At 35.6% G+C, this 22158-nt stretch carries 17 protein-coding genes; 3 read left to right on the forward strand and 14 right to left on the reverse strand.

Annotated features, from left to right (window positions below; genetic code table 11):
• Positions 1-11 precede the first annotated feature (11 nt).
• Positions 12-3467 (reverse strand): methylmalonyl-CoA mutase family protein, encoded by a 3456-nt coding sequence (locus FT993_RS04545; protein ID WP_147861360.1) that lies wholly within the window; start codon positions 3465-3467, stop codon positions 12-14.
• Between the two features lie 214 nt (positions 3468-3681).
• Between FT993_RS04545 and FT993_RS04550 the strand changes: the two genes are divergently transcribed.
• The 3 genes from FT993_RS04550 to FT993_RS04560 all read left to right on the forward strand — a co-directional run bounded on the left by FT993_RS04550 (position 3682) and on the right by FT993_RS04560 (position 5582).
• Positions 3682-4401, forward strand: a complete 720-nt coding sequence (locus FT993_RS04550; RefSeq protein WP_147861361.1) for a DUF4197 domain-containing protein — start codon at positions 3682-3684, stop codon at positions 4399-4401.
• Between the two features lie 84 nt (positions 4402-4485).
• Complete coding sequence (locus FT993_RS04555) at positions 4486-4665, forward strand: Lacal_2735 family protein (protein ID WP_147861362.1); 180 nt, start codon at positions 4486-4488, stop codon at positions 4663-4665.
• Between the two features lie 26 nt (positions 4666-4691).
• A complete protein-coding gene (locus FT993_RS04560) occupies positions 4692-5582 on the forward strand; it encodes a mechanosensitive ion channel family protein (RefSeq protein ID WP_147861363.1) in 891 nt (296 codons plus the stop codon).
• Here the strand turns inward: FT993_RS04560 and FT993_RS04565 are convergent.
• From FT993_RS04565 to FT993_RS04625, 13 genes are all read right to left on the reverse strand, one after another.
• A complete protein-coding gene (locus FT993_RS04565) occupies positions 5569-6366 on the reverse strand; it encodes an ABC transporter substrate-binding protein (protein ID WP_147861364.1) in 798 nt (265 codons plus the stop codon). The two genes, FT993_RS04560 and FT993_RS04565, sit on opposite strands and share 14 nt — an antisense overlap.
• Before the next feature lie 48 nt (positions 6367-6414).
• On the reverse strand, positions 6415-7242 hold the full coding sequence (gene pyrF / locus FT993_RS04570; protein ID WP_147861365.1) for an orotidine-5'-phosphate decarboxylase: 828 nt from the start codon (positions 7240-7242) through the stop codon (positions 6415-6417).
• A 27-nt stretch (positions 7243-7269) separates the two neighbouring features.
• Positions 7270-8346, reverse strand: a complete 1077-nt coding sequence (gene prfA / locus FT993_RS04575) for a peptide chain release factor 1 (RefSeq protein WP_147861366.1) — start codon at positions 8344-8346, stop codon at positions 7270-7272.
• A 201-nt stretch (positions 8347-8547) separates the two neighbouring features.
• Positions 8548-11094 carry an adenosylcobalamin-dependent ribonucleoside-diphosphate reductase gene (locus FT993_RS04580; protein ID WP_147861367.1) on the reverse strand — a complete coding sequence of 849 codons (2547 nt, stop codon included), beginning with the start codon at positions 11092-11094 and terminating at the stop codon, positions 8548-8550.
• A gap of 193 nt (positions 11095-11287) precedes the next feature.
• On the reverse strand, positions 11288-12325 hold the full coding sequence (locus FT993_RS04585) for a DUF3078 domain-containing protein (protein WP_255504423.1): 1038 nt from the start codon (positions 12323-12325) through the stop codon (positions 11288-11290).
• Between the two features lie 17 nt (positions 12326-12342).
• Positions 12343-13518 carry an AIR synthase related protein gene (locus FT993_RS04590; RefSeq protein ID WP_147861368.1) on the reverse strand — a complete coding sequence of 392 codons (1176 nt, stop codon included), beginning with the start codon at positions 13516-13518 and terminating at the stop codon, positions 12343-12345.
• Positions 13519-13583: 65 nt separating this feature from the next.
• Positions 13584-15089, reverse strand: coding sequence for a carboxypeptidase-like regulatory domain-containing protein (locus FT993_RS04595; RefSeq protein ID WP_147861369.1), 1506 nt, complete (start codon positions 15087-15089; stop codon positions 13584-13586).
• On the reverse strand, positions 15079-16473 hold the full coding sequence (locus FT993_RS04600; RefSeq protein WP_147861370.1) for a CsgG/HfaB family protein: 1395 nt from the start codon (positions 16471-16473) through the stop codon (positions 15079-15081). The genes FT993_RS04595 and FT993_RS04600 overlap by 11 nt, the downstream gene beginning before the upstream one ends.
• Positions 16474-16486: 13 nt before the next feature.
• Positions 16487-16882 carry a curli production assembly/transport component CsgF gene (locus FT993_RS04605; RefSeq protein WP_147861371.1) on the reverse strand — a complete coding sequence of 132 codons (396 nt, stop codon included), beginning with the start codon at positions 16880-16882 and terminating at the stop codon, positions 16487-16489.
• 4 nt (positions 16883-16886) lie between these two features.
• Positions 16887-17645 (reverse strand): curli-like amyloid fiber formation chaperone CsgH, encoded by a 759-nt coding sequence (csgH, locus tag FT993_RS04610; protein WP_147861372.1) that lies wholly within the window; start codon positions 17643-17645, stop codon positions 16887-16889.
• A gap of 18 nt (positions 17646-17663) precedes the next feature.
• On the reverse strand, positions 17664-18173 hold the full coding sequence (locus FT993_RS04615) for a hypothetical protein (protein ID WP_147861373.1): 510 nt from the start codon (positions 18171-18173) through the stop codon (positions 17664-17666).
• Positions 18174-18328: 155 nt separating this feature from the next.
• The gene (locus FT993_RS04620; RefSeq protein WP_147861374.1) at positions 18329-19252 is read right to left on the reverse strand and encodes a hypothetical protein; all 924 of its coding nucleotides are present in this window, start codon (positions 19250-19252) and stop codon (positions 18329-18331) included.
• Positions 19253-19921: 669 nt separating this feature from the next.
• The gene (locus FT993_RS04625; RefSeq protein ID WP_147861375.1) at positions 19922-22108 is read right to left on the reverse strand and encodes a glutamine synthetase III; all 2187 of its coding nucleotides are present in this window, start codon (positions 22106-22108) and stop codon (positions 19922-19924) included.
• Positions 22109-22158 lie beyond the last annotated feature (50 nt).

The following is a 22158-nucleotide window of genomic DNA, read 5'->3' on the forward strand; positions in this document are numbered from 1 at the left end:
AGTTTAAAAGTTTACATATTTCTACGGTACTGCCCACCTACTTCAAACAGAGCTTCTGTAATTTGACCTAATGAACACACTTTTGTTGCATCCATAAGTTCTTCAAACATATTCTTATTTTGAATAGCCGCTTCTTTAACGCGCTCAAGTGCATCATCGGCACTATCTTCATAGGTTTTATGCAGTTTTTGAAGGGTCTTAATTTGGTTTTGTTTTTCTTCTTCTGTAGCACGAATTACCTCGCCTGGTGTAACCGTAGGTGAGCCTTTACTACTTAAAAAAGTGTTTACTCCAATTATAGGGAAATCTCCATTATGCTTTAGCGTTTCATAATAAAGACTTTCTTCCTGTATTTTTGAACGCTGGTACATGGTTTCCATCGCGCCCAATACACCTCCTCTTTCAGTAATTCTATCAAACTCTTGCAATACGGCTTCTTCTACCAATTCAGTCAATTCCTCAATGATAAAAGAACCTTGAATTGGATTCTCATTTTTTGCAAGCCCTAACTCTTTATTGATAATCAACTGAATTGCCATTGCGCGTCTCACAGATTCTTCTGTAGGAGTTGTAATAGCTTCATCATAAGCATTGGTATGCAAAGAGTTGCAGTTATCATAAATAGCATACAGCGCTTGAAGTGTAGTTCTAATATCATTAAAATCGATTTCTTGAGCATGTAAAGATCTACCAGAGGTTTGAATATGATATTTTAGCATTTGTGCTCTAGGATTGGCTCCGTATTTTTCTTTAAGTGCCTTGGCCCAAATTCTACGGGCTACTCTACCTATTACAGCATATTCAGGATCAATACCATTGGAGAAAAAGAAAGAAAGATTCGGACCAAATTTATTGATATCCATACCTCTACTTAGGTAATATTCTACATAAGTAAATCCGTTAGCCAAAGTTAAGGCCAATTGGGTTATGGGGTTGGCTCCTGCTTCGGCTATATGGTAGCCTGATATAGAAACCGAGTAAAAATTACGCACTTGATTTTCTATGAAATATTCTTGTACATCGCCCATCAAACGCAATGCAAATTCGGTAGAAAAAATACAGGTATTCTGAGCTTGATCTTCTTTTAAAATATCTGCTTGAACAGTACCGCGTACCACAGCTATGGTCTCTTTTTTTATTTTCTCATACACTTCTTTGGGTAAAACTCGATCTCCAGTTACACCTAATAACATTAGTCCTAAACCGTTGTTACCCTCTGGCAATTCACCTTTATAGGTTGGCCTTTCTAATCCGCTTTCTTGATAAATCGCTTTTATTTTTTGCTCAACTTCTTCCTCAAGACCATTTTCTTTAATGTATTTTTCGCATTGCTGATCTATGGCTGCATTCATAAAGAAACCAAGCAACATTGGAGCCGGACCATTAATGGTCATACTTACCGAGGTTAAATGATGTGCCAAATCAAATCCAGAATATAGTTTTTTTGCATCATCTAAGCAGCAAATTGAAACCCCAGCATTACCAATTTTACCATAAATATCTGGTCTTAAATCGGGATCGTTTCCGTAAAGGGTAACCGAGTCAAATGCCGTAGAAAGTCTTTTTGCGGGCAAGCCTAAACTAACATAATGAAACCTTCTATTGGTTCTTTCTGGTCCTCCCTCACCGGCAAACATACGGGTAGGGTCTTCTCCTTGGCGTTTGAACGGATATAAACCTGCGGTATATGGGAATTTTCCTGGTACATTTTCTTGAAGAATCCACAACAATAAATCGCCCCAAGCTTTATATTTTGGTAAAGCAACTTTAGGGATTTGCGTATGTGATAACGAAGTGGTGTGCGTATCTATTTTTATTTCTTTATCTCTTACTTTAAAGCTATAAATAGGGTCCTGATACTTCTTAATGGTAGCTGGCCAATTTAAAATCTCTTCCCAATTATAAGGATCTAAATCCATTTTCACTTTATTGAACTGAGCGATTAATAGATTGATTAAATCAATATCCGATTCATCCTGCAAATCATTTTTTATCGCCTCCTCGTCTAGTCCGTTTTTATTTAGATAAGCTAATTCGTTTTGCTTCGAGAGTTTAATATCAAGCAATGTGGTGATAGTTTTATATACGCCATAAAGTTTTTGAGCTACATTAACCTGGATATTTACATTTTGATCGTAGGCTCGATTATTCTCTGAGATTTCAGAGAGGTAGCGTACCCGTGCTGGAGGGATAACAAATATCTTCTCAGACATTTCATTGGTAATATGATACTGACTATTCAAGGATGCATCGGTTTTTTTAGCCAAGGCATCCATGATATTTTTGTACAACGTATTCATACCAGGGTCATTGAACTGGGAAGCTATGGTCCCGAATACCGGTATATTGGCATCGTCTTCATGAAATAGGTGGTGATTTCTCTTGTATTGTTTTTTTACATCGCGCAAAGCGTCAAGAGCGCCACGTTTGTCAAATTTATTTATAGCTACTAAATCGGCGAAATCAAGCATATCTATCTTTTCCAATTGCGTAGCGGCTCCAAATTCGGGAGTCATTACATACAAGGAAACATCAGAATGGTCTAATATCTCGGTATCACTTTGTCCGATTCCCGAAGTTTCTAAAATAATTAAGTCATACTGTGCGGCTTTTAGCACTTGAACTGCTTCGCGTACGTGTTTTGACAAAGCCAAATTAGACTGTCTTGTGGCTAGTGAGCGCATGTAAACCCGAGGAGAATTTATAGCATTCATACGAATACGATCGCCCAGAAGGGCTCCTCCCGTTTTTCTTTTTGATGGGTCTACCGATATAATTCCAATAGTTTTATCGGTAAAGTCAGATAAAAAACGACGTACCAATTCATCTACTAGAGATGACTTTCCTGCTCCTCCGGTACCTGTAATTCCTAATACGGGAGTTTTACAACTTTTATTGATTTCGTGAATCTCATCTAATAAATTTTGTGCTGTTTCTGGAAAATTCTCTGCAGAAGATATCAAACGAGCCATACTTCCTGGATCTTTATCTTGCACTTTTTGCAATGCTATATTGGCTTTATCACCCAAAGGGTAATCTGATCTTTCTACCAGATCATTAATCATACCCTGTAACCCGAGTTCCCGACCATCGTCTGGGCTGTATATACGAGTAATACCATAGGTTTCTAATTCCTCAATTTCTTCGGGAAGAATTACTCCACCACCACCTCCAAAAATCTTAATATGAGTGGCATTCTTTTCTTTAAGCAAATCATACATATACTTAAAATATTCTGTATGCCCCCCTTGATAAGAAGTCATAGCAATTGCGTTAGCATCTTCTTGAATAGCAGTGTTTACCACTTCTTCTACACTACGGTCATGCCCCAAATGAATAACCTCAACTCCCGTTGATTGTATGATGCGACGCATAATATTGATTGCGGCATCGTGACCATCAAATAAAGATGCGGCCGTTACAATTCTTACTTTATGCTTGGGTTTATATATTTTTACATTTTCCATAACTAACATTCCTTTTTTAGCGTGCGTAAATTTAAGAAAAACTAATTACTTTTTGTCTTGATTCTCAATTTTGAAATCCTCTGAAAGGAAAGACTATTAGCAAGCCTACTATTATTTTAAGTCAAAAACTAAAGATGACACCTAATTTTCTTAATTTTGATAACAAAACAAATCGATATCTTAATAGTCAAATCAATTTTAAACCCTTTCAATTATGAAAAATATTTACTTCTTTTTATTTATACTAGCCGTTTTTAGTCTTCAATCCTGTGCAGAATTACAAAGTATTGCTAGTCAAATTCCGCAAGAAAACAAGGTGTTAACCAATCAGGATATTGCACAAGGTCTTAAGGCGGCATTGAAAAAAGGTGTTGATCAAGAAGTTAAAAAACTTACTTTAGAGAATGGATTTTACCAAAATGAGGCGGTTAAAATTTTATTACCAAAAGAATTGACCAGAGTTGAAAATACGCTTAGAGATATTGGACTTGGCAATTTGGCAGATGAAGGGATTAAAGCCTTGAACCGAGCGGCTGAAGATGCTGTAAAAGAAGCAACGCCTATTTTTGTCAATGCTATTGCGCAAATGACTATAAGCGATGCGAAAAATATTTTAATGGGAGACCAAAATGCTGCAACAGCGTATTTAAAAGCTAAGACTAATCAAGAATTATACAAAAAATTTAATCCAGTAATCCAAAATTCATTTCGCAAGGTTGGAGCAGACCAAATTTGGAGTAATCTCATCACCAAATACAACCAAATACCCCTTACCAAAAATGTTAACCCCGATTTAACTGATTATGTAACGAACCAAGCATTGGAGGGTGTATATTTTATGATTGAGCAAGAAGAGAAACAAATAAGGAACAAAGTTAGTGCTCGTACAAGTCAAATTTTACAACAGGTTTTTGCACTTCAAGATCAATTTTAATTTTAAATAAAATTAACTTTTTTTACCACTTCCTAAACATAAATACAAAACATTATGTTCTAAATTGATAATAAAAAAACGAACATGTTTTGGAAAAGTAAAAGAAGTCGGATTGATCGTTTGAAAGAAAAATATCAATTACTTATGAAGAAGGCATTTCTTATAGCCCCAAAAAACAAGAAAAAGAGTGATTACTTGAATCGGCAAGCAAGGCGTATATTTCAAGAGTTGAAACGCGCCGGTTGGAACAGTCAATATTTTTAATTTAAAATGCTTAAATCTCTAAAACGATGAACCAAAATGCTGCCGATAAGTTTATAGAATCTGCTACTGCCTATTACCAAGAGTTTATTGGTCTTCTTCCCAAAATTGGTATTGGAATATTAATAGTTATTCTTGGGAGTCTTATCGCTAAATTTATTTCTCAAATATATTTAAAAAGAATAAAGCGTAAAACTACCGACCCTTTGATGGCAAGATTTCTAGCGCAAGCCATCAAAATAAGTTTTATTTTATTATCATTTATGCTAGCACTCGAAATTGCTGGCTTAAGCAATATTGCCGCTGGAGTTTTGACAGCAGCTGGTGGTGCTGCCATTATTTTAGGATTTGCTTTTCAAGACATTGGAAAAAATTTTTTAGCAGGAATTATCTTAGCGTTCAACAGACCATTTCACATTAATGACACCATTATGGTAGGTGATTTTTTTGGCAAGGTAAAGGCTTTAAATTTTAGATACACGCATATCAAAAGCTCAGATGGGCGAGACATTTTTATCCCTAACTCTGATGTACTTACCAAAGCGGTAGAAAACTATACAGCCGACGGCTTTTTTAGAAATGAGTTTATTGTAGGAATAGGGTATGAAGATAATATAGAGCAAGCCAAGAAAATAATCATGGATATTATTAATAGTCAACCAGAAATCATTCAAAACGATTTAGACCACCAGAATTTTGTAACCGAAACAGAGCTAGCGGTTAACGCTGTAAACTTAAAGGTTTTCTTTTGGGTAGATACGCTGGATTACAGAGTTTCTTCCCGTATTTTTAGGGGGCTTATCATCCGTAAAGTAAAAGAGGCTCTAGATGAAAAAGGCTTTAATCTCCCCGCCAATATTACTGAACTCAAGCTTTATAAAAATACAAAAGATATTCCTTTGCGCCTTAAGAAAGATTAATTTGACAAATTTCTTTGTATAAATTAATAAAATATGACATAGCTTTAAGTAGACGTGAACCATACCAGCTAAAAAATTCACCATCAACCAGTACAACTTTATCTTGTAAGTTTTTAGGAAATTCTTGGATGTGTTTTTCTTTAAACGGAAAAGGCTCTGAGGACAAAAAAATAAAATCTACTTGAGGTAAATTTTCCCAATTAATTTCAGGATACCTTGATTTGTGGGCGTAAACATTTTGATAGCCTGCGAGGTGCAAAATATGGTGAATGAAGGTCTGATTTGCCGCTACCATCCAAGGATCTTTCCATATAAAATAAACTACTTTTTTCAATGGAGCTTTACTCACTTGTAGTTGCAGCTGTTGCTGTTTTTGGTTAATAGCTGCAAGAATTTCTTCAATAGCTAAATTGCAATCAAAAAGAACACCATATTGACGCATTAACTCAAAAGCTTCAGGAAGCGTATTCACATCTGAAACGTGCACCGGTGCTATTTTTTGAAGTTCGTCAACCATCTCTGGTGTATTCTCTTCTTTGTTGCACAGAATTATATCTGGGTTTAATGCTTCAATTTTATCTAAATGTACTTGTTTGGTACCTCCTACCACAGTGCTTTGTTTACGGATATTTTTAGGGTGTACACAAAATTTAGTTACGCCAACCACTTTATCTGCTAAACCTAAATCGACCAACAATTCTGTTTGACTTGGCACCAAACTGATTATTCGTTGCGGGGCTTTATCTAAACATAGCCTTCGGTTTAATTGATCAAAAACTTGCATAGGAGGCTATTTTGATATTTCTAAAGTTAACTTGCTTCTTTCTAAACTTTAAGACAATAATTGATCTACATAAACTTTCATTTGTTGCTGAAGTTCAAAGGCTTTGTTTTTGGCGGCTTCTGCAAAATCTGTTTGTCTACTAGCGTAAATAATTCCTCGCGAAGAGTTGACTAGCAAGCCTACTTGATTGTTAAGCCCGTATTCGCAAACCTCTTTTAAATTTCCACCTTGAGCTCCTACCCCAGGAACCAATAAAAAATGGTTAGGCACAAGCTCTCGAATAATCTTAAACGAAGATGCTTTTGTGGCGCCCACTACAAACATTAAATTTTGCGAGTTCTTCCAATTCACAGCCGTTTTCAAAACTTTATGATAAAGCTCCTGGTTATTCACTAAAGCTTGCGTTTGAAAATCGAGTGCGCCCTCATTAGAGGTTAAGGCCAATAAAATGGTGTGCTTATTGGGAAAAGCCAAAAACGGCTCTACTGAATCTTTACCCATATAAGGAGCTACCGTCACCGAATCAAATCCCAAATCTTCGAAAAAAGCTTTTGCGTAGCGACTAGAGGTATTACCTATATCACCTCTTTTGGCATCTGCTATGGTAAAAATATCAGGATACTGCTCATTAATATACCGTATAGTCTTTTCTAAAGCTAACCAACCCTTAACACCATAAGCTTCATAAAAAGCGGTATTAGGTTTATAAGCCACGGCAAGTTTATGGGTTGCATCTATAATTGCTTTATTAAAAGCAAAAATTGGGTCTTCTTCTTGAAGTAAGTGCTCGGGGATTTTATCTAAATCGGCATCTAAACCGATGCATAAAAAAGATTTCTTTTGTTTTATTTGCTGAACAAGTTCTGCTGTGGTCATAATAGTGATGCAAGTGCCTTTAAAAGATTAAAAGATATCTGATCCTTCTTTAAGTTTTTCGGTATTAGCAACCAATTTTAATTCGTCAATAATTTTTTGAATATCCCCGTTCATTATATTAGACAAATCATATAAAGTTAAATTTATACGGTGGTCGGTAACACGGCCTTGCGGATAATTATAGGTTCTAATTTTTGCACTACGGTCACCACTAGTTACCATTGAACCTCTTTTAGCTGCATCGGCCTCTTGTTTTTTGGCCAGCTCCATATCATACAATCTAGAGCGTAAAACTTTAAATGCCTTTTCTTTATTTTTATGCTGTGATTTTTGATCTTGACATTGAGCTACTATACCTGTAGGCTCGTGCGTAAGACGAACTGCAGAATAGGTTGTATTTACCGATTGCCCTCCAGGACCAGAAGAACAGAAGTAGTCAATTCTTACATCTTTAGGATCTATTTCTACATCAAATTCTTCGGCTTCTGGAAAAACCATTACGGTTGCTGCGCTAGTATGCACCCTTCCTTGGGTTTCTGTTTGTGGCACACGCTGTACACGATGCACTCCTGCTTCATACTTTAAAGTACCATAAACGTCTTCTCCGCTCACCTCAAATTGAATTTCTTTAAATCCTCCATTAGTTCCTTCAGAAAAATCTACTGTACTTACACTCCAGCCTTTGCTCTCACAGTATTTAGTAAGCATTTTATAAATATCTCCTGCAAAAATACTTGCTTCATCCCCGCCTGTTCCCGCACGAACCTCAACTACTGCATTTTTAGCATCTTCAGGATCTTTAGGTATAAGCATCATTCTTATTTTTTCTTCTAGCTCAGGAAGTTCTTGTTTAGCCTCTTCTAGCTGCATTTTGGCCATTTCGACCATTTCTTCATCGCTCCCATCGGCAATAATCTCTTCGGCTTCGCTCTTATTTTGAGTAAGTTCTATATAGCGCTCTCGCTCTACCATTAACTTTTTAAGGTCTTTATACTCTTTTGTAAGCTCTACATATCTTTTTTGATCGGCAATGATTTCAGGTTGTATAATTAAATCGTTAACCTCGTCAAATCGCTGCTTTACTATGTTTAATTTATCTATCATAAAAATTCAATAATTGCACAAATTTACGATTATTTCTTGATTGTATTAACTGCTGCTTTTAATATTATGCTCTAACTAGTATATTTTTCTAGTTGCTATTAAATCCGCATAAGCAACTATTACTTGTTGTATAAATTAAAAAACGACCAATGTTTATTGGTCGTTTTTTAATTTACACATTGAATTTAGTACTTACTAATTTTATCCGCATTTTGAAGAACCGCAATTGGTGCAAGTAAGGCATCCCTCTTGATACACCAATTGGTCTGAGTTACAGCTTTGACATCTGCCTTTGGCTTGAGTTCCATCTTCTACATATCGCTTGAGTGCACGCACTACACCATTTTTCCAAGTGTTTATAGATTGGCTGTCAAGCTGAAGACTATTAATAAGGTCTACAATTTTATTGATTGGCATCCCGTAGCGCAATGTACTCGAAATCAGTTTTGCATAATTCCAATACTCTGGGTCAAATTTATGCGAAAGCCCTTCAATAGTGGTTTTATAACCACGTTTATTCTCGTATTGGAAATCATAACGAGAAGTACCGTCTGCATTTCTGTTCTTAATTATTAATCCATTGGTTACCCAGCGTGGCAATAAAATACCGTCTTCATCATCGGCTAGACCGGTAAAAATCTCATAAGGTTGATCATTTATACTTCCAATAAAAGCAATCCACTTCTCTTTATTGTTTTGAAAACGCACAATATCGGCTGTTAAAACATCTGGTCTTTTTGTAGGAAAAGCAGTTAAAGTTTCTGCATTTTCTTCTTCTTTTTCTTCGTTTGAAATCAATACACCACTTCTTGAACCGTCTCTATAAACGGTAACCCCTTTACATCCCGATTGCCAAGCTTCAAGGTAGAGCTTTCCTACTAATTCTTCTGACACATCGTTAGGTAAGTTAATGGTAACACTAATAGAGTGATCTACCCATTTTTGCACTGCGCCTTGCATATGAACTTTGCTTAACCAATCTACATCGTTTGAGGTAGCTTTGTAATAGGGCGACTCTTGCACGAGTTGATCTAACTCTTGTTGGGTGTAATTTTTATTCACATCATACCCTTGGACTTGCATCCATTGTTTAAACCTGTGATGAAATACAACATACTCTTCCCAAGAATCGCCTACTTCATCAACAAAATCTACACGGGCTTCTTTGTCATTTGGATTTACTTTACGCCTACGTTTATAGACCGGTAAAAAGACGGGTTCAATTCCCGAACTTGTTTGGGTCATTAAACTTGTAGTCCCAGTTGGAGCTATTGTTAGTAGCGCTATGTTTCGTCTACCATACTCCATCATTTCATAATACAGTTGCTCATCGGCTTCTTTCAAACGGAGTATAAACGGGTTATTGGCCTCTCTTTCTGAATCATAGATTGCAAAAGGACCTCTTTCCTTGGCGGTATAAACCGATCCGCGATAGACGGCTAAAGCTAAATTTTTGTGAACTTCTACCGAGAATTCGTTACCTTCTTGCGAACCATACTTGATTCCTAGGGCAGCTAACATGTCTCCTTCGGCTGTAATACCAATTCCTGTTCTTCTTCCTTCTTCAGCTTTTCGTTGAATGTTTTTCCATAAATTACGCTCGGTTGCTTTAATTTCTGAAGATTCTGGATCAGCATCAATCTTTTCTATAATCGCATCTATTTTTTCAAGCTCGAGATCAATGATATCGTCCATCATGCGCTGAGCGTAAGCAGCATGCTTCTTAAATAAATCAAAGTCAAAACTAGCTTCTGGAGTAAAAGGATTATTAACGTATGAGAATAAGTTTATAGCCAATAACCTACAAGAATCGTAAGGACACAATGGTATTTCACCGCACGGATTTGTTGATACGGTTTTATACCCTAGGTCAGCATAACAATCTGGTATAGATTCTCTCGTAATTGTATCCCAGAATAATATACCTGGTTCGGCTGATTTCCAGGCATTGTGAACTATCTTCTTCCATACTCCTGAAGCATCAATTTCTTTTTCAAATTTTGGCTTTTCGCTAAAAACAGGATATTTTTGAGTATAAGATGTATCGTTTTTAACTGCTTTCATAAACTCATCATCAATCCTCACCGAGACATTAGCACCGGTAACTTTACCTTGTTCCATTTTAGCATCAATAAAGTCTTCTGCATCTGGATGATTTATAGATACCGACAGCATAAGGGCTCCTCGCCTACCGTCTTGCGCAACTTCTCGTGTTGAATTCGAATAACGCTCCATAAAAGGCACTATCCCCGTTGAAGTAAGGGCAGAGTTTTTCACTTCGCTCCCTTTTGGCCTTATATGCGATAAATCGTGACCAACCCCTCCACGACGCTTCATTAACTGAACTTGCTCTTGATCTATCTTCATTATCCCTCCGTAGGAGTCTGAATCGCCGTCATTACCTATAACAAAACAATTAGAAAGCGAGGCTACCTGATAGGGGTTTCCTATACCGGCCATAGGGCTACCTTGAGGTACAATATATTTAAAATCTTTAATAAGATTAAAAACCTCCTCTTCACTCATTGGGTTAGGATACCTTTTTTCTATTCTAGCTATTTCCTTAGCAATACGACGGTGCATATCATTAGGAGTTGCCTCATAGATATTCCCTTCAGAATCTTTTAGCGCGTATTTGTTTACCCATACACGAGCAGCAAGATCATCGCCATTAAAATATTCTAGAGAAGCTTTGAATGCTTCATCTTGTGAAAAAACTGAAGTTTTTTGTTTTGTTTTTACTTTCATAATCAGGCTTTTTGCGGTCTTTGTTTTAACTAAATTTCAAAAGATAAACTTAGCAAAAAAAAAGACATGTTTCACACCATAAAAATAAAAGTTTACAAAAGTATAATGCTAACTAACTGATTAAAAGTGGTTTAATTATTTATCAACAGAAAAAAGTTAACAAGTTTTGAAGATTACTAGAGGTAAAATCTGTTTAAAAGGCAACCGTTACCCCTATACCTAATTGCTGTTTCCACTGTACTCGAGAGCCTCCTTCTACTAGCTCTCCAGCTTCATTTTCAATTTGGATTTTTATATTGTCATCATATTTTAAGTGAGACCCTAAACGTGCCCGGATAAAACTATTGACTTTAAAATTAAGGCGAAACTCCCAATCAACATCTACGTTGCCAAATTTATCTATATAGTCTGAATATAAACTAAGTCTGTTGTGCATACTAACATTCTCCCAAAGGGTCAAGTCATGTTCTGCGGTAATCAATATACCTAATTCTGTTTTTGTATTTTCACCTTCTTTTAGCAGGTTACCTTCTTCATCATAAACAGCAGGGGTTACACCAAAAGCACCTTGATTTGCTAATTCTTGGTCGAAAACCATTGTAGACCTTAGTGTTAAAGGCGAAGCATAGGCTGAAAAGTTTTTCTCTTCGATGTTAATTTCTCCCCCGACCCCAAGAAACACATTGGCTGGCGAGAAAAATGTTGATATTTTATCATCGGTATTAGGATATTTATATCCATTGGTTAATTGAGTACTTACTCTCATTTTTGCCGAATAGAACCAATTGGAAAGACTATCTGCTCGAAAACCAATGGTCGAATTAAGCTCTATATTATCATCGGTCTTTTTTAAAATTTCATCTTTTTGTTGGTTGACACCATAGCGCACGAGCAACTCATTGTTCCATCTTAAAAAACCTCGCTCATAAATACGTTTAAATTTTGCATTTAACAAACTAGATAATGATGAAACTCCCCCCGCATTCCAATTAACAAAAGCCACCTCACTAATATCGTATTCTATTTTGTTGACCTTGGTCCAATAAGAAACCGGCACCTTACGTTTAAGCACTTGGTTAGGCGTGTAATCTATACTTGAAGGTATGACCGTTCTGGCCCTAAAATTAAATGGTTTAAGTGTATCAGACACCTGAGCAAAAGATACATTCACGCATAAAATGCACATCCAAGCTAAAAGATACGCTTTGAACTTATCAAATCGCAAATTCATGAACAACACTTATCGGTTTAGTAATCGAAAGTTCCTTTATCTGATTGGATACTAAGACTTTTCCCTTTATTAGAAGTTTCAACTCGACCTATTATTTTTGCATCTACATCAAATGATTTTGAGATGGCAATAATTTGTTCGGCCACTTCTTGAGAAACATAAAATTCTAAGCGATGCCCCATATTAAAAACTTGATACATCTCTTTCCAATCTGTTTTACTCTCTTCTTGTATCATTGCAAACAACGGCGGCACCTCAAACATATTGTCTTTTACAATATGTAAATTTTCAATAAAATGAAGGATTTTAGTTTGTGCACCCCCACTACAATGTACCATACCGTGAATTTCTTTTCGGTTTATTTTTGATAAAACTTCTTTAACAATAGGAGCGTAAGTTCGTGTTGGAGATAAAACTAACTTACCTGCATCCAATTCTGTTTCTGTTTCATCAAGTAAATTTTTTGAACCTGAGTAAACCAATTCTTCGGGTATATTCGCATCAAAACTTTCGGGATATTTTTTCGCTAAAGCGGAATTAAAAACATCATGTCTTGCCGAGGTTAGTCCATTACTACCCATCCCGCCGTTATAAGCATCTTCATAACTAGCTTTACCATATGAAGCTAAGCCAACTATAACATCTCCAGCTTGAATATTTTTGTTGTCGATAACGTGATCACGTCTCATTCTAGCTGTCACGGTTGAATCTACGATTATGCTGCGCACCAAGTCTCCTACATCGGCAGTCTCGCCTCCTGTTGAAAAGATATTTACCCCGTGCTCTTTTAAGCTCTCGATTAATTCTTCTGTTCCCGTAATTATAGCCGAAATTACTTCACCGGGAATTACATTTTTATTTCTCCCTATGGTCGAGCTTAAAAGAATATTGTCGGTGGCTCCTACACAAAGTAAGTCATCAATATTCATAATTAAAGCATCTTGAGCAATTCCCTTCCACACACTCAAGTCTCCAGTTTCTTTCCAATACATATAAGCTAAGGAAGATTTAGTACCGGCACCATCTGCATGCATAACCAAGCAATGTTCTTCAGACCCAGTTAAGTAATCGGGTACAATTTTACAAAAGGCTTGCGGAAACAATCCTTTATCCACGTTTTTAATCGCGTTGTGTACATCTTCTTTTTGCGCAGAAACTCCACGTTGAGCATATCGTTTACTTACCTTGTTCATATCAAATGCTTTTAAAGTTGCAAAAGTACTTAATTTACAAGTAAGCTTATATTATTATTCAAATATTATTTCCATTCAGGCATATAGGCCCCATCTACCAATAAAAAGCGTGGTTCATTATCGTTAGGGTTTATATCGCTAATATAAATTTGTGGAGTTGCATTTAAATTATTGGGAACGTTAACAAAAATAATATCTGCACCTGTAGGCGAAAACTTTGGATCCAAATCATTGGTTCCTGCTTCTTTCTCACTAGAAATATCTACCAATGCTTGCGTGTTTAGGTTATATAAAAATATTCTTGAATCTAACTTCCTATAGTTAGGATTTTCAAAACCTTGCACGTCTCGTGTAAACAACACGCGATTTCCTGCAGGTGAAAAATCAATCCCGCCAACTGCTCCAGGCAGGTTTTGCTGAATCATATGAGTGACTAGATTTGTATTTAAATCATAAACAAATACTTTTGCATTGTAACCACTATTATCATTGGTAATAAGTGCTATTTTAGAATTGTCATTTTCATACACGGCAACTTCTGTAATCAAACTACCGTCTGATGTTTGGTAAATGGCTTGTGTGCCACCACCGGTATAGTTCACTTGAAAAAGGTTGGTAAAATTAGGATAAACCAGGGCGTTGCCATTGGATGTCCAATCAAAATCAACCATTTCCATATTGAATCCTCCTATTGGAATACTTGAGATTTGCTGTTGGTCACTCCCATCTGGATTCATTGTGAACAGATGCGTTTGGGCTCCTACGCTTCGCATAAAAGCAATTTTATTTACCGCATTGTTTTTTCTGGGTCTAAAGCTATTGTAATTTTCTGATGTAAGCTGAATTTCATCTTCATCTTCAGAAAGTGCAAAGATTACATTATTCCCATTCACATTCTTAACAAAATGATTAGTAATTACAGGAAAATCAGTAGTTTTAAATGTAAATAATTCACTTCGCACTGCATCATTTACACCATCGTTTACGCTAACTTGCCAAAAATATTGTTTAGAAAACTGTAAATTATTAACCTGTTTGATCGTATCTGTAATATTTTCAAAACGCAACACTTCTTGGTTTTGAGCATCTCTAATTTCGAGTGTGTAAGTTAATGATTCTTGATCTTCTCTGTCTTTACTTTTACCCCAAGCAAACTCAAAATTGTTTGATACGTCGACTTGATTATCCTGAGGAAGTAAAGGTACTGGAGCTTTTGGTGGTGTATTTAAAACCGCCTCATTTTCCATCTCGAATATAACATTTACACTGCTGTTCGCTTGAACAGTTACCCCTTCAAAATTTGCTGTAAGCCCTTCCTTTTTTGCCTGAACCGAATACTCTCCTACGCTTACACCTTCTAGAATAAATTGACCAAAATCATCAGTAAATACAGTTGAAGTAGCAGGATTTGTAGAAATCTTAGCGTTTGCAATAGGTGATTTATCTTCTTTATTTACTACAGATCCAGTAATATCTCCTATTTCAGATTCATCTATAGTATCTTCTTCGCAGCCATAATGGAATACACCCAAAAAGGCAAGAATTAAAAATAGTAATTGTTTATTCTTCATCTTTATTTGTGTTTTTTTCTTTGTTGCCTCCAAACATATAGGTTAAACCGATTCCTACATCGAGAAAATAATCATCTCGTTTTCCATAATTCAATGCGTCTATTTCATCAGAAAAAGACAAGTGATAAGTTCCTTTTAAAAATACATTTAATCTAGAGTTTAAATTATATTGAAGACCAGCTCCATATTGAATTTTAAAAAATTCCTCTTGATTTGTAAACCAGTTATTTTTCTCGCTTTGAAAAAGCATACCAGCCCCCGCATGAAAGAAGGGTGAAAATTTATCAAAGGGTAAGAGGTAAACCTCGGTATCTAAATCAACGCCTAAATGCAAGGTGTTTTTGGAGTTCGGAATTTCAAAGTCTAAAGCATACCCCTTTAGACTAGCTCCGAAATGAGGAACGAACCGGTGATGGTATCCTAATTTTCCGATATAGTCAAAATCTCTCGCACCATAATCTCCCAAAAATCTATTTAACCCCAATTGAATTTCAATAGCGTTTGTATAATTAAAATCGATTTTTTTACGGTTATATAATTCAACAGCCTGCTCTTCCTGTTTCTGTTGATTATATTTCTCGATTAAAGCTTGTGCCTCTTCTGTGTTTTCTGCCGACCAAATTTTCTCTTCTAAGCCCTCAATAATAATGGCCTCAACAGCTTTTTCAATAGCCTCTTTGACTACCAATTGTAAAGGTTCATTTTTAGTATAGCCAGTTTCTACCTCTAAAAGTCTTTGAAAGTTTACATACCTAAACAAGCTTGCATCAATAGCTTGAGACAAAATTGTTTTTGAGACATAGACAGTCTTTAAAATTTCACCATTTGAGGTGGAAATGGCCCGTAAATAAATCGTAATACGATCTTGTTTATACTGTGTACTGCCTCCTGCTCCAAAATATCGTGCGCCAAAGCCTCCTGTTAATATGTTAGTATCGTAAGACACCACCCCTCCTTCTAATAGCACACCTGCGAATAGTAACGGAGGTACTGCCGGGCCATTACTCCCTGCGTATTCTTGCCTTGTAGATCTAATGATATTTCGCTCATTAAGTAAATTACTTAAGTTTTCACGTTCTATTGGCGTAAACCACTCCGAGTCTTCTAATGCTTTTATCAATATTGAAGTTCCTCCTTGGGTTACAGCAGTACTAAAAGAGCTCCCGTTTTGAATTTCTTTATATTGCCCGGTTTGATCTTTAAAAGAATAAACACCAACTACAACTTTTTTCTGTGGTTTAGGAAGGTCTTTTAAGGTTTTGCTAGCTGTGGTCAATTCACCGGTACGTGCCTTTTGTTGTTTTATAGGTTGATTAAAGTAAGTTCCACAACCAACAAAAAAGCCCGTAACCAGGATAACTGATATGGTTTTCCATCGTTTCATAAATGTCCAGAAATTAATTAGGTACTATAATTTGTGTTTGCTCTCCCGTATTAGTGTCTAGGATATTAACCACTAAACCCTCTAGTGATTCATAAATTTCTACCTCTAAACTTCCGAATGAAAAAGTTCCTGGTTTTAAATCACCATCTCCCAACTGGTTGGTGAGTAATGTACGCTCGAGTTGACCTAATAATTGACGATTTAGACCTTTAGCAAAGTCTTCTAATTCTGAATCGATATCACGATCTGATTGCTCTTCAAAATCATTCTGAGCGTTAGCAGAACTAAGCAACCATTGATAATTGAAAGTATCGCCCCCAAATGCAGGGTTTTTAGGTTTATAAGTTAGTTGTTGTGCGGATACCGCTAAACTAAATATTAATAAAAGCAAGGTTAGGATTGACTTCATAATATTAAAATTTTTGTATTGTTTCTTTATTTCTTTCAATTTGTTGTAAATAGCCACTAAGCCTCCTCAACGCATTTTCGGCCATACCTTTTAAATAATCTTGTTTAGGTTGTACAAAAAATTGATAGACAACATCTTGATTAACCAAAACTTGTATTTTGGTATTTCTTCCCAGATTAAATTGTTCTTTTACGTGAACAATGTACAGGCTATTTATTCCGCTTTGACGATATATCGTAGAGAAATAATTATAAAAATCATTTCCTGCTTTGGTTTTCATTTCTTGCGTAACCACTCCCCTTAAAACAAACCCCACATCATCATTAGCGCTTAACTTATTTATCATATTTTTTACATTAGCTTGCTGATTTTGAATTGATTCATTTTTATTTTCGTTTAAAACCAATCGGTCTTTACCCACCAATTGATCGTCTATATCATAAATCAGTAATAGAATAATAATCTTCGCTTTATCATCTAAATTTATGGTGGTCTTTGAAAGTTCTTTTCCCTCATTAGGTAAAAGAGTGAATCGACCTGCTTGGCTATTTTTTGAATGATTACTGCCCACGTGTTTTATAACAGACAACTCATACCTCAAACTAGCATTGAAGCTTGTTTTATTAAGAGCAGTACCAGTAATCGTTAAAAAATCATCTTGAAAATTAGTTTGTATTTTAGCCTCAATAGTTTGATTGTAAACTTGAGAAAAACCCAAATTCACACTAAAAAATAATATAGTTATGTAGTTAAACAGTTTCAATTTATTGATTTAATTTATTTATCTAAAGCTTCTAATAATAATACCACGATCTCCAACACTTTGCTCTATTTTTAAGTTATTCGTTAATCGATTAGCTCCGTGTTGTATGTATTGGTTTCCTCCATTTTGAATCAATTCAAAATTGATTGTACCTAGAGGATCATTTATATAACGTAATGCTAAATTACTGTCTCCAGACTGACTTATTCTTTCATTAATTTGTTTTGCTTTTAAGCTCACTCCAATAATATTCTCATTACCATTCTGACTTAGTCGTACTTCAGATTGATTTGAATTGACTTGTGTAATAACAATATTTCGTTCTCCTATTTGATCAATATAAACCTGGTTTCCTAAGGGTGGTACTTGTTCGGACAGCACACTAGTTTCGGCAAATCGACTCAAAAAATTAAGATTGGCTGCATTTTCCTCAACTATTTCTGGATTGTCTTCACTTTGTTCTTGAGCGACAGAATTCCAGTTAAATAGAATAGTGCAGAAAACTATTAAAATTAATTTTTTTCTCATTTTATTAGTATTTAAAAATACAAGGGTAAACGAACCAAAGAGCTTTTCTCTATATTCATTTACCCTTAGTATCCTCATCTCGGATATCTAGTTGATAATTAACACTAAATACTTGAAATGAGATGGTTAGTTAGTAGGATATAATTTGCTAAATATTAGTTAGACTGGTTCACCCAAGCTGAGTTTGCACCTGCTTGATTTACGTGACTTGTGTTTCCTAACATTCCTGACTGGGTAACTTTTGCATAGTTATCTGCAGTAATAAGACCTTGTTCTTTTTGCGTGATGTAAGACTTGTTCATTTCACCATCTTGGTCTACATTAGCGTAGTTAGTGTTTAGTCCTACTCCTCCAGACTGAGTTACTTCTGAGCGGTTATAATCACCCAATTGATCTAAAATAGATCTGTTACCGTCGTCATGTTGCTTAACTCTCTCTACGTTTGAGTATCCTGGAGCTAAATATGCACCTGAAGTCTCTTGTCTTGAAGTAGCACGGTTATCATTACCCATTTGTTCGATATCTGAGTAATTACCTTTAGACTGATTTGGTCTGGCTATTTGTCTTACATTAGCATAGTTATCATCTCCTTGTTGATTAACTTTAGACCTGTTATTATCATAAGTTTGGAAGATTGTAGAACGGTTACCATCTCCATTCTGAATGGCATTTGCCCAGTTATCTTCGGCATTCATCCCGTTACCTTGCTGTATGTTTGAACGGTTATCTTGCCCGTCTTGATCTACATAAGCTTTGTTTCTATCTCCTTGTTGTTCAACAGTTGATCTTTGTTGAGTAACCAAACCTCCGTTTTGATCTACTTTTGCGTAGTTTGAGTCACCACTTGCAGGATTACCTCCCACATTTCCTTTTTGATCTACTTTAGAGTAGTTGTGTCCTACTTGATCGATGTCGGCTCTGTTAGCTGTAAACTCTTGGTCTACATCACTATTGTTATTACCACTTTGATCTACCCAAGCCTTATTAGTAACACCGGTTTGGTCTACATTACTTGTGTTTTGAGCGAAAGCAACAGCACCAAAAAGTAGAGCGGCTGCACAGAAAATTGATTTTTTCATAATTGTAATTTTTAGTTAAAAATTAATTAAAGATTGATTAGGATTAGTTTTTAAGCTAATCGGTTTTTAGGTTAATGTCTTCCGTTAGTATAAAAGACACAAAACTCATAAGCTTATAATAAAGAAAATGCAAACCTAATTTCATTTTCTTTGAATTCGATAGGGTGTTAACAGTCCCTTTCGGATCGATTGTCTTTGGAATTTCTTCCTCTAATAATCTGGTACTAAATTACATACAGAAGCCGCCCTTTCAAACAATTATTTAAAATTCTCGTTTAAAACGTGATAAAATTAGTTAAAATGTATTTTTTTAACAATTAAAAACAGTTAATGTGTTATTTTTTATTTTAAACGTATTAATACTCTTTAAAAATTATAATAAATTTTACCAATATTGGATATCATAAATTAAATTACTTGATATTATTACCTTTGTTGAAATTTGAAAAATTAAATATCCCCAATACCAGTTATAAATCCGCAAATTAAAAAATCCAACTCTAATGCCCTTTTTTGCTTTTTCTCTATTTATCGATTTAAATGACTGATAAAGGATTAAATTTAAGTTAATTACGCTTAAATTAAGCCATGTAAAGCACTATAAATCAATTTATAACAAAAAAAAACTGCACCCAGTGGAGTGCAGCTCTTAATTTATTTTTTTAGCTCTTAATGAATTAACAACATTTCGCGGTATTTGGTCAAAGTCCATATTTCATCATCAACAAGAAGCTCTAGTTTATCACAATGGTACCTGATTTTTTCGAAAAACGGTTTTACCTCAAAACAGTAAGCTTCTGCTCTTTTTTCAAGATCTTCAAGTTTATTTGCTTTTTTACGCTGATCTATCATGGCGGTAATACCAGAATTGATTTGCTCTATATGATGAGAAATTTGCTCAATTATATTCAACTGCTCCTGCCCGTAATTTCTAAAGTTATCTCCGTAAATCTCTTTAAGGCCTTTTACGTTTTTAATTAAAATGTTTTGGTAGCGAATGGCGGTAGGAATTACGTGATTTCGGGCAATATCACCTAGAACCCTTCCCTCTATTTGTATATGCTTAGAATATTCTTCTAAGTTAATCGCATGCCTGGCTTCAAGTTCTATTTTATTCATCACTCCCATTTCTTCATATAACTTAATAGTATCGGGGTGCAATTGAATTTTAAGCGCTTCGGGGGTGGTTTTATTGTTGCTTAATTTTCTCTTTTTGGCTTCCTTCTCCCAAGCTTCTCCATATCCATCTCCTTCGAATCTTATTCGCTTTGAATCGCGAATATACTCACGTAAAACATTAAAAATAGCATCATCCTTTTTTAACTTTTGATCTTTAATTAAAGAATCTACTTGCAACTTAAACTCTTTTAATTGTTTTGCAACAATCATATTAAGCAAAGTCATAGGTTTAGCGCAGTTAGCCGTTGAACCTACTGCTCTAAACTCAAATTTATTTCCCGTGAAAGCGAAAGGGGAAGTTCTATTTCGATCGGTGTTATCTAACAAAATTTCAGGTATTTTACCTACTACATTTAGCTTTAGCTCTGTTTTTTCTTGCGGAGACAATTTACCATCGGTAACTTTTTCTAGTTCATCTAATACATTTGTAAGCTGTGAACCTATAAATACGGATATAATGGCTGGTGGAGCCTCATTGGCCCCCAAGCGATGATCGTTTGATGCAGTTGCAATTACAGAACGCAACAGCTCTTCATTCTCATTTACAGCTTTAATCGTATTTACAAAAAAGGTAAGGAATTGTAAATTTTTCATAGGAGTAGAACCTGGACTCAATAGGTTAACTCCCGTACTGGTAGATAGAGACCAATTATTATGCTTACCACTACCATTAACTCCTGCAAATGGCTTTTCATGAAATAGTACTTTTAATTTATGTTTCTCTGCCACCTTCTCCATTACATCCATAAGCAATTGGTTGTGATCTACCGCCAAGTTGGCCTCTTCAAAAATAGGCGCTAATTCAAATTGGCTTGGTGCCACCTCGTTATGTCTCGTTTTAACCGGAATACCCAAAAGCATACACTCGTTTTCTAAATCTCTCATGTAATCTAGAACACGGGAAGGTATCGCTCCAAAATAGTGATCATCTAATTGTTGGCCTTTTGCTGCAGAATGCCCCAAAAGCGTTCTTCCAGCTTGCATTATATCTGGCCTACTATTGGCTAGGGAGGCGTCAATTAAAAAATATTCTTGCTCCCAACCTAAAGTTGTAATCACTTTATTTACTTTCTTATCAAAATAACGTGCTACTTCTGTAGCCGAATGATCTAGTACTTGCAATGAACGTAACAAAGGAGTTTTAAAATCTAAGGCTTCTCCTGTATAAGAAACAAAAATGGTAGGTATACATAAGGTAGTACCTAAAATAAATGCTGGTGAAGTAGGATCCCAAGCCGTATAACCACGAGCTTCAAATGTATTTCTTATACCCCCGTTGGGGAAACTAGAAGCGTCAGGTTCCTGTTGTACCAATTGTCCGCCACCAAATTTTTCAATTGCAGCATCACCCATTTCAACATCAAAAAACGCATCATGCTTTTCAGCTGAAGATCCAGTAAGTGGTTGAAACCAATGTGTATAATGGGTCGCACCTTTGGCTATAGCCCATTCTTTCATTCCTGTGGATATGTGATCTGCCACATCTCGCGAAATTTTGCTTCCCTTATCAATAGCATCTATCAAACTTCGGTAAGAACTTTTGGTAAGGTATTGGCGCATAGCCATTTCATTAAATACATTTTTACCAAATATTTCTGAACGGCGAGGTGCTTCAGATACCCGTACAGGTTGGCGGTTTAAGGCTTCTTTTAGTGCTTGAAAACGAAGGTTTCCCATGTTGTGTGTGTTTTTAATTACTCTGCAAAAGTAAGTTAAAAATAAAAACA

Origin of the sequence: Mesonia sp. HuA40, from assembly GCF_008017835.1 — a bacterium.
Taxonomy (GTDB): Bacteria; Bacteroidota; Bacteroidia; order Flavobacteriales; family Flavobacteriaceae; genus Mesonia.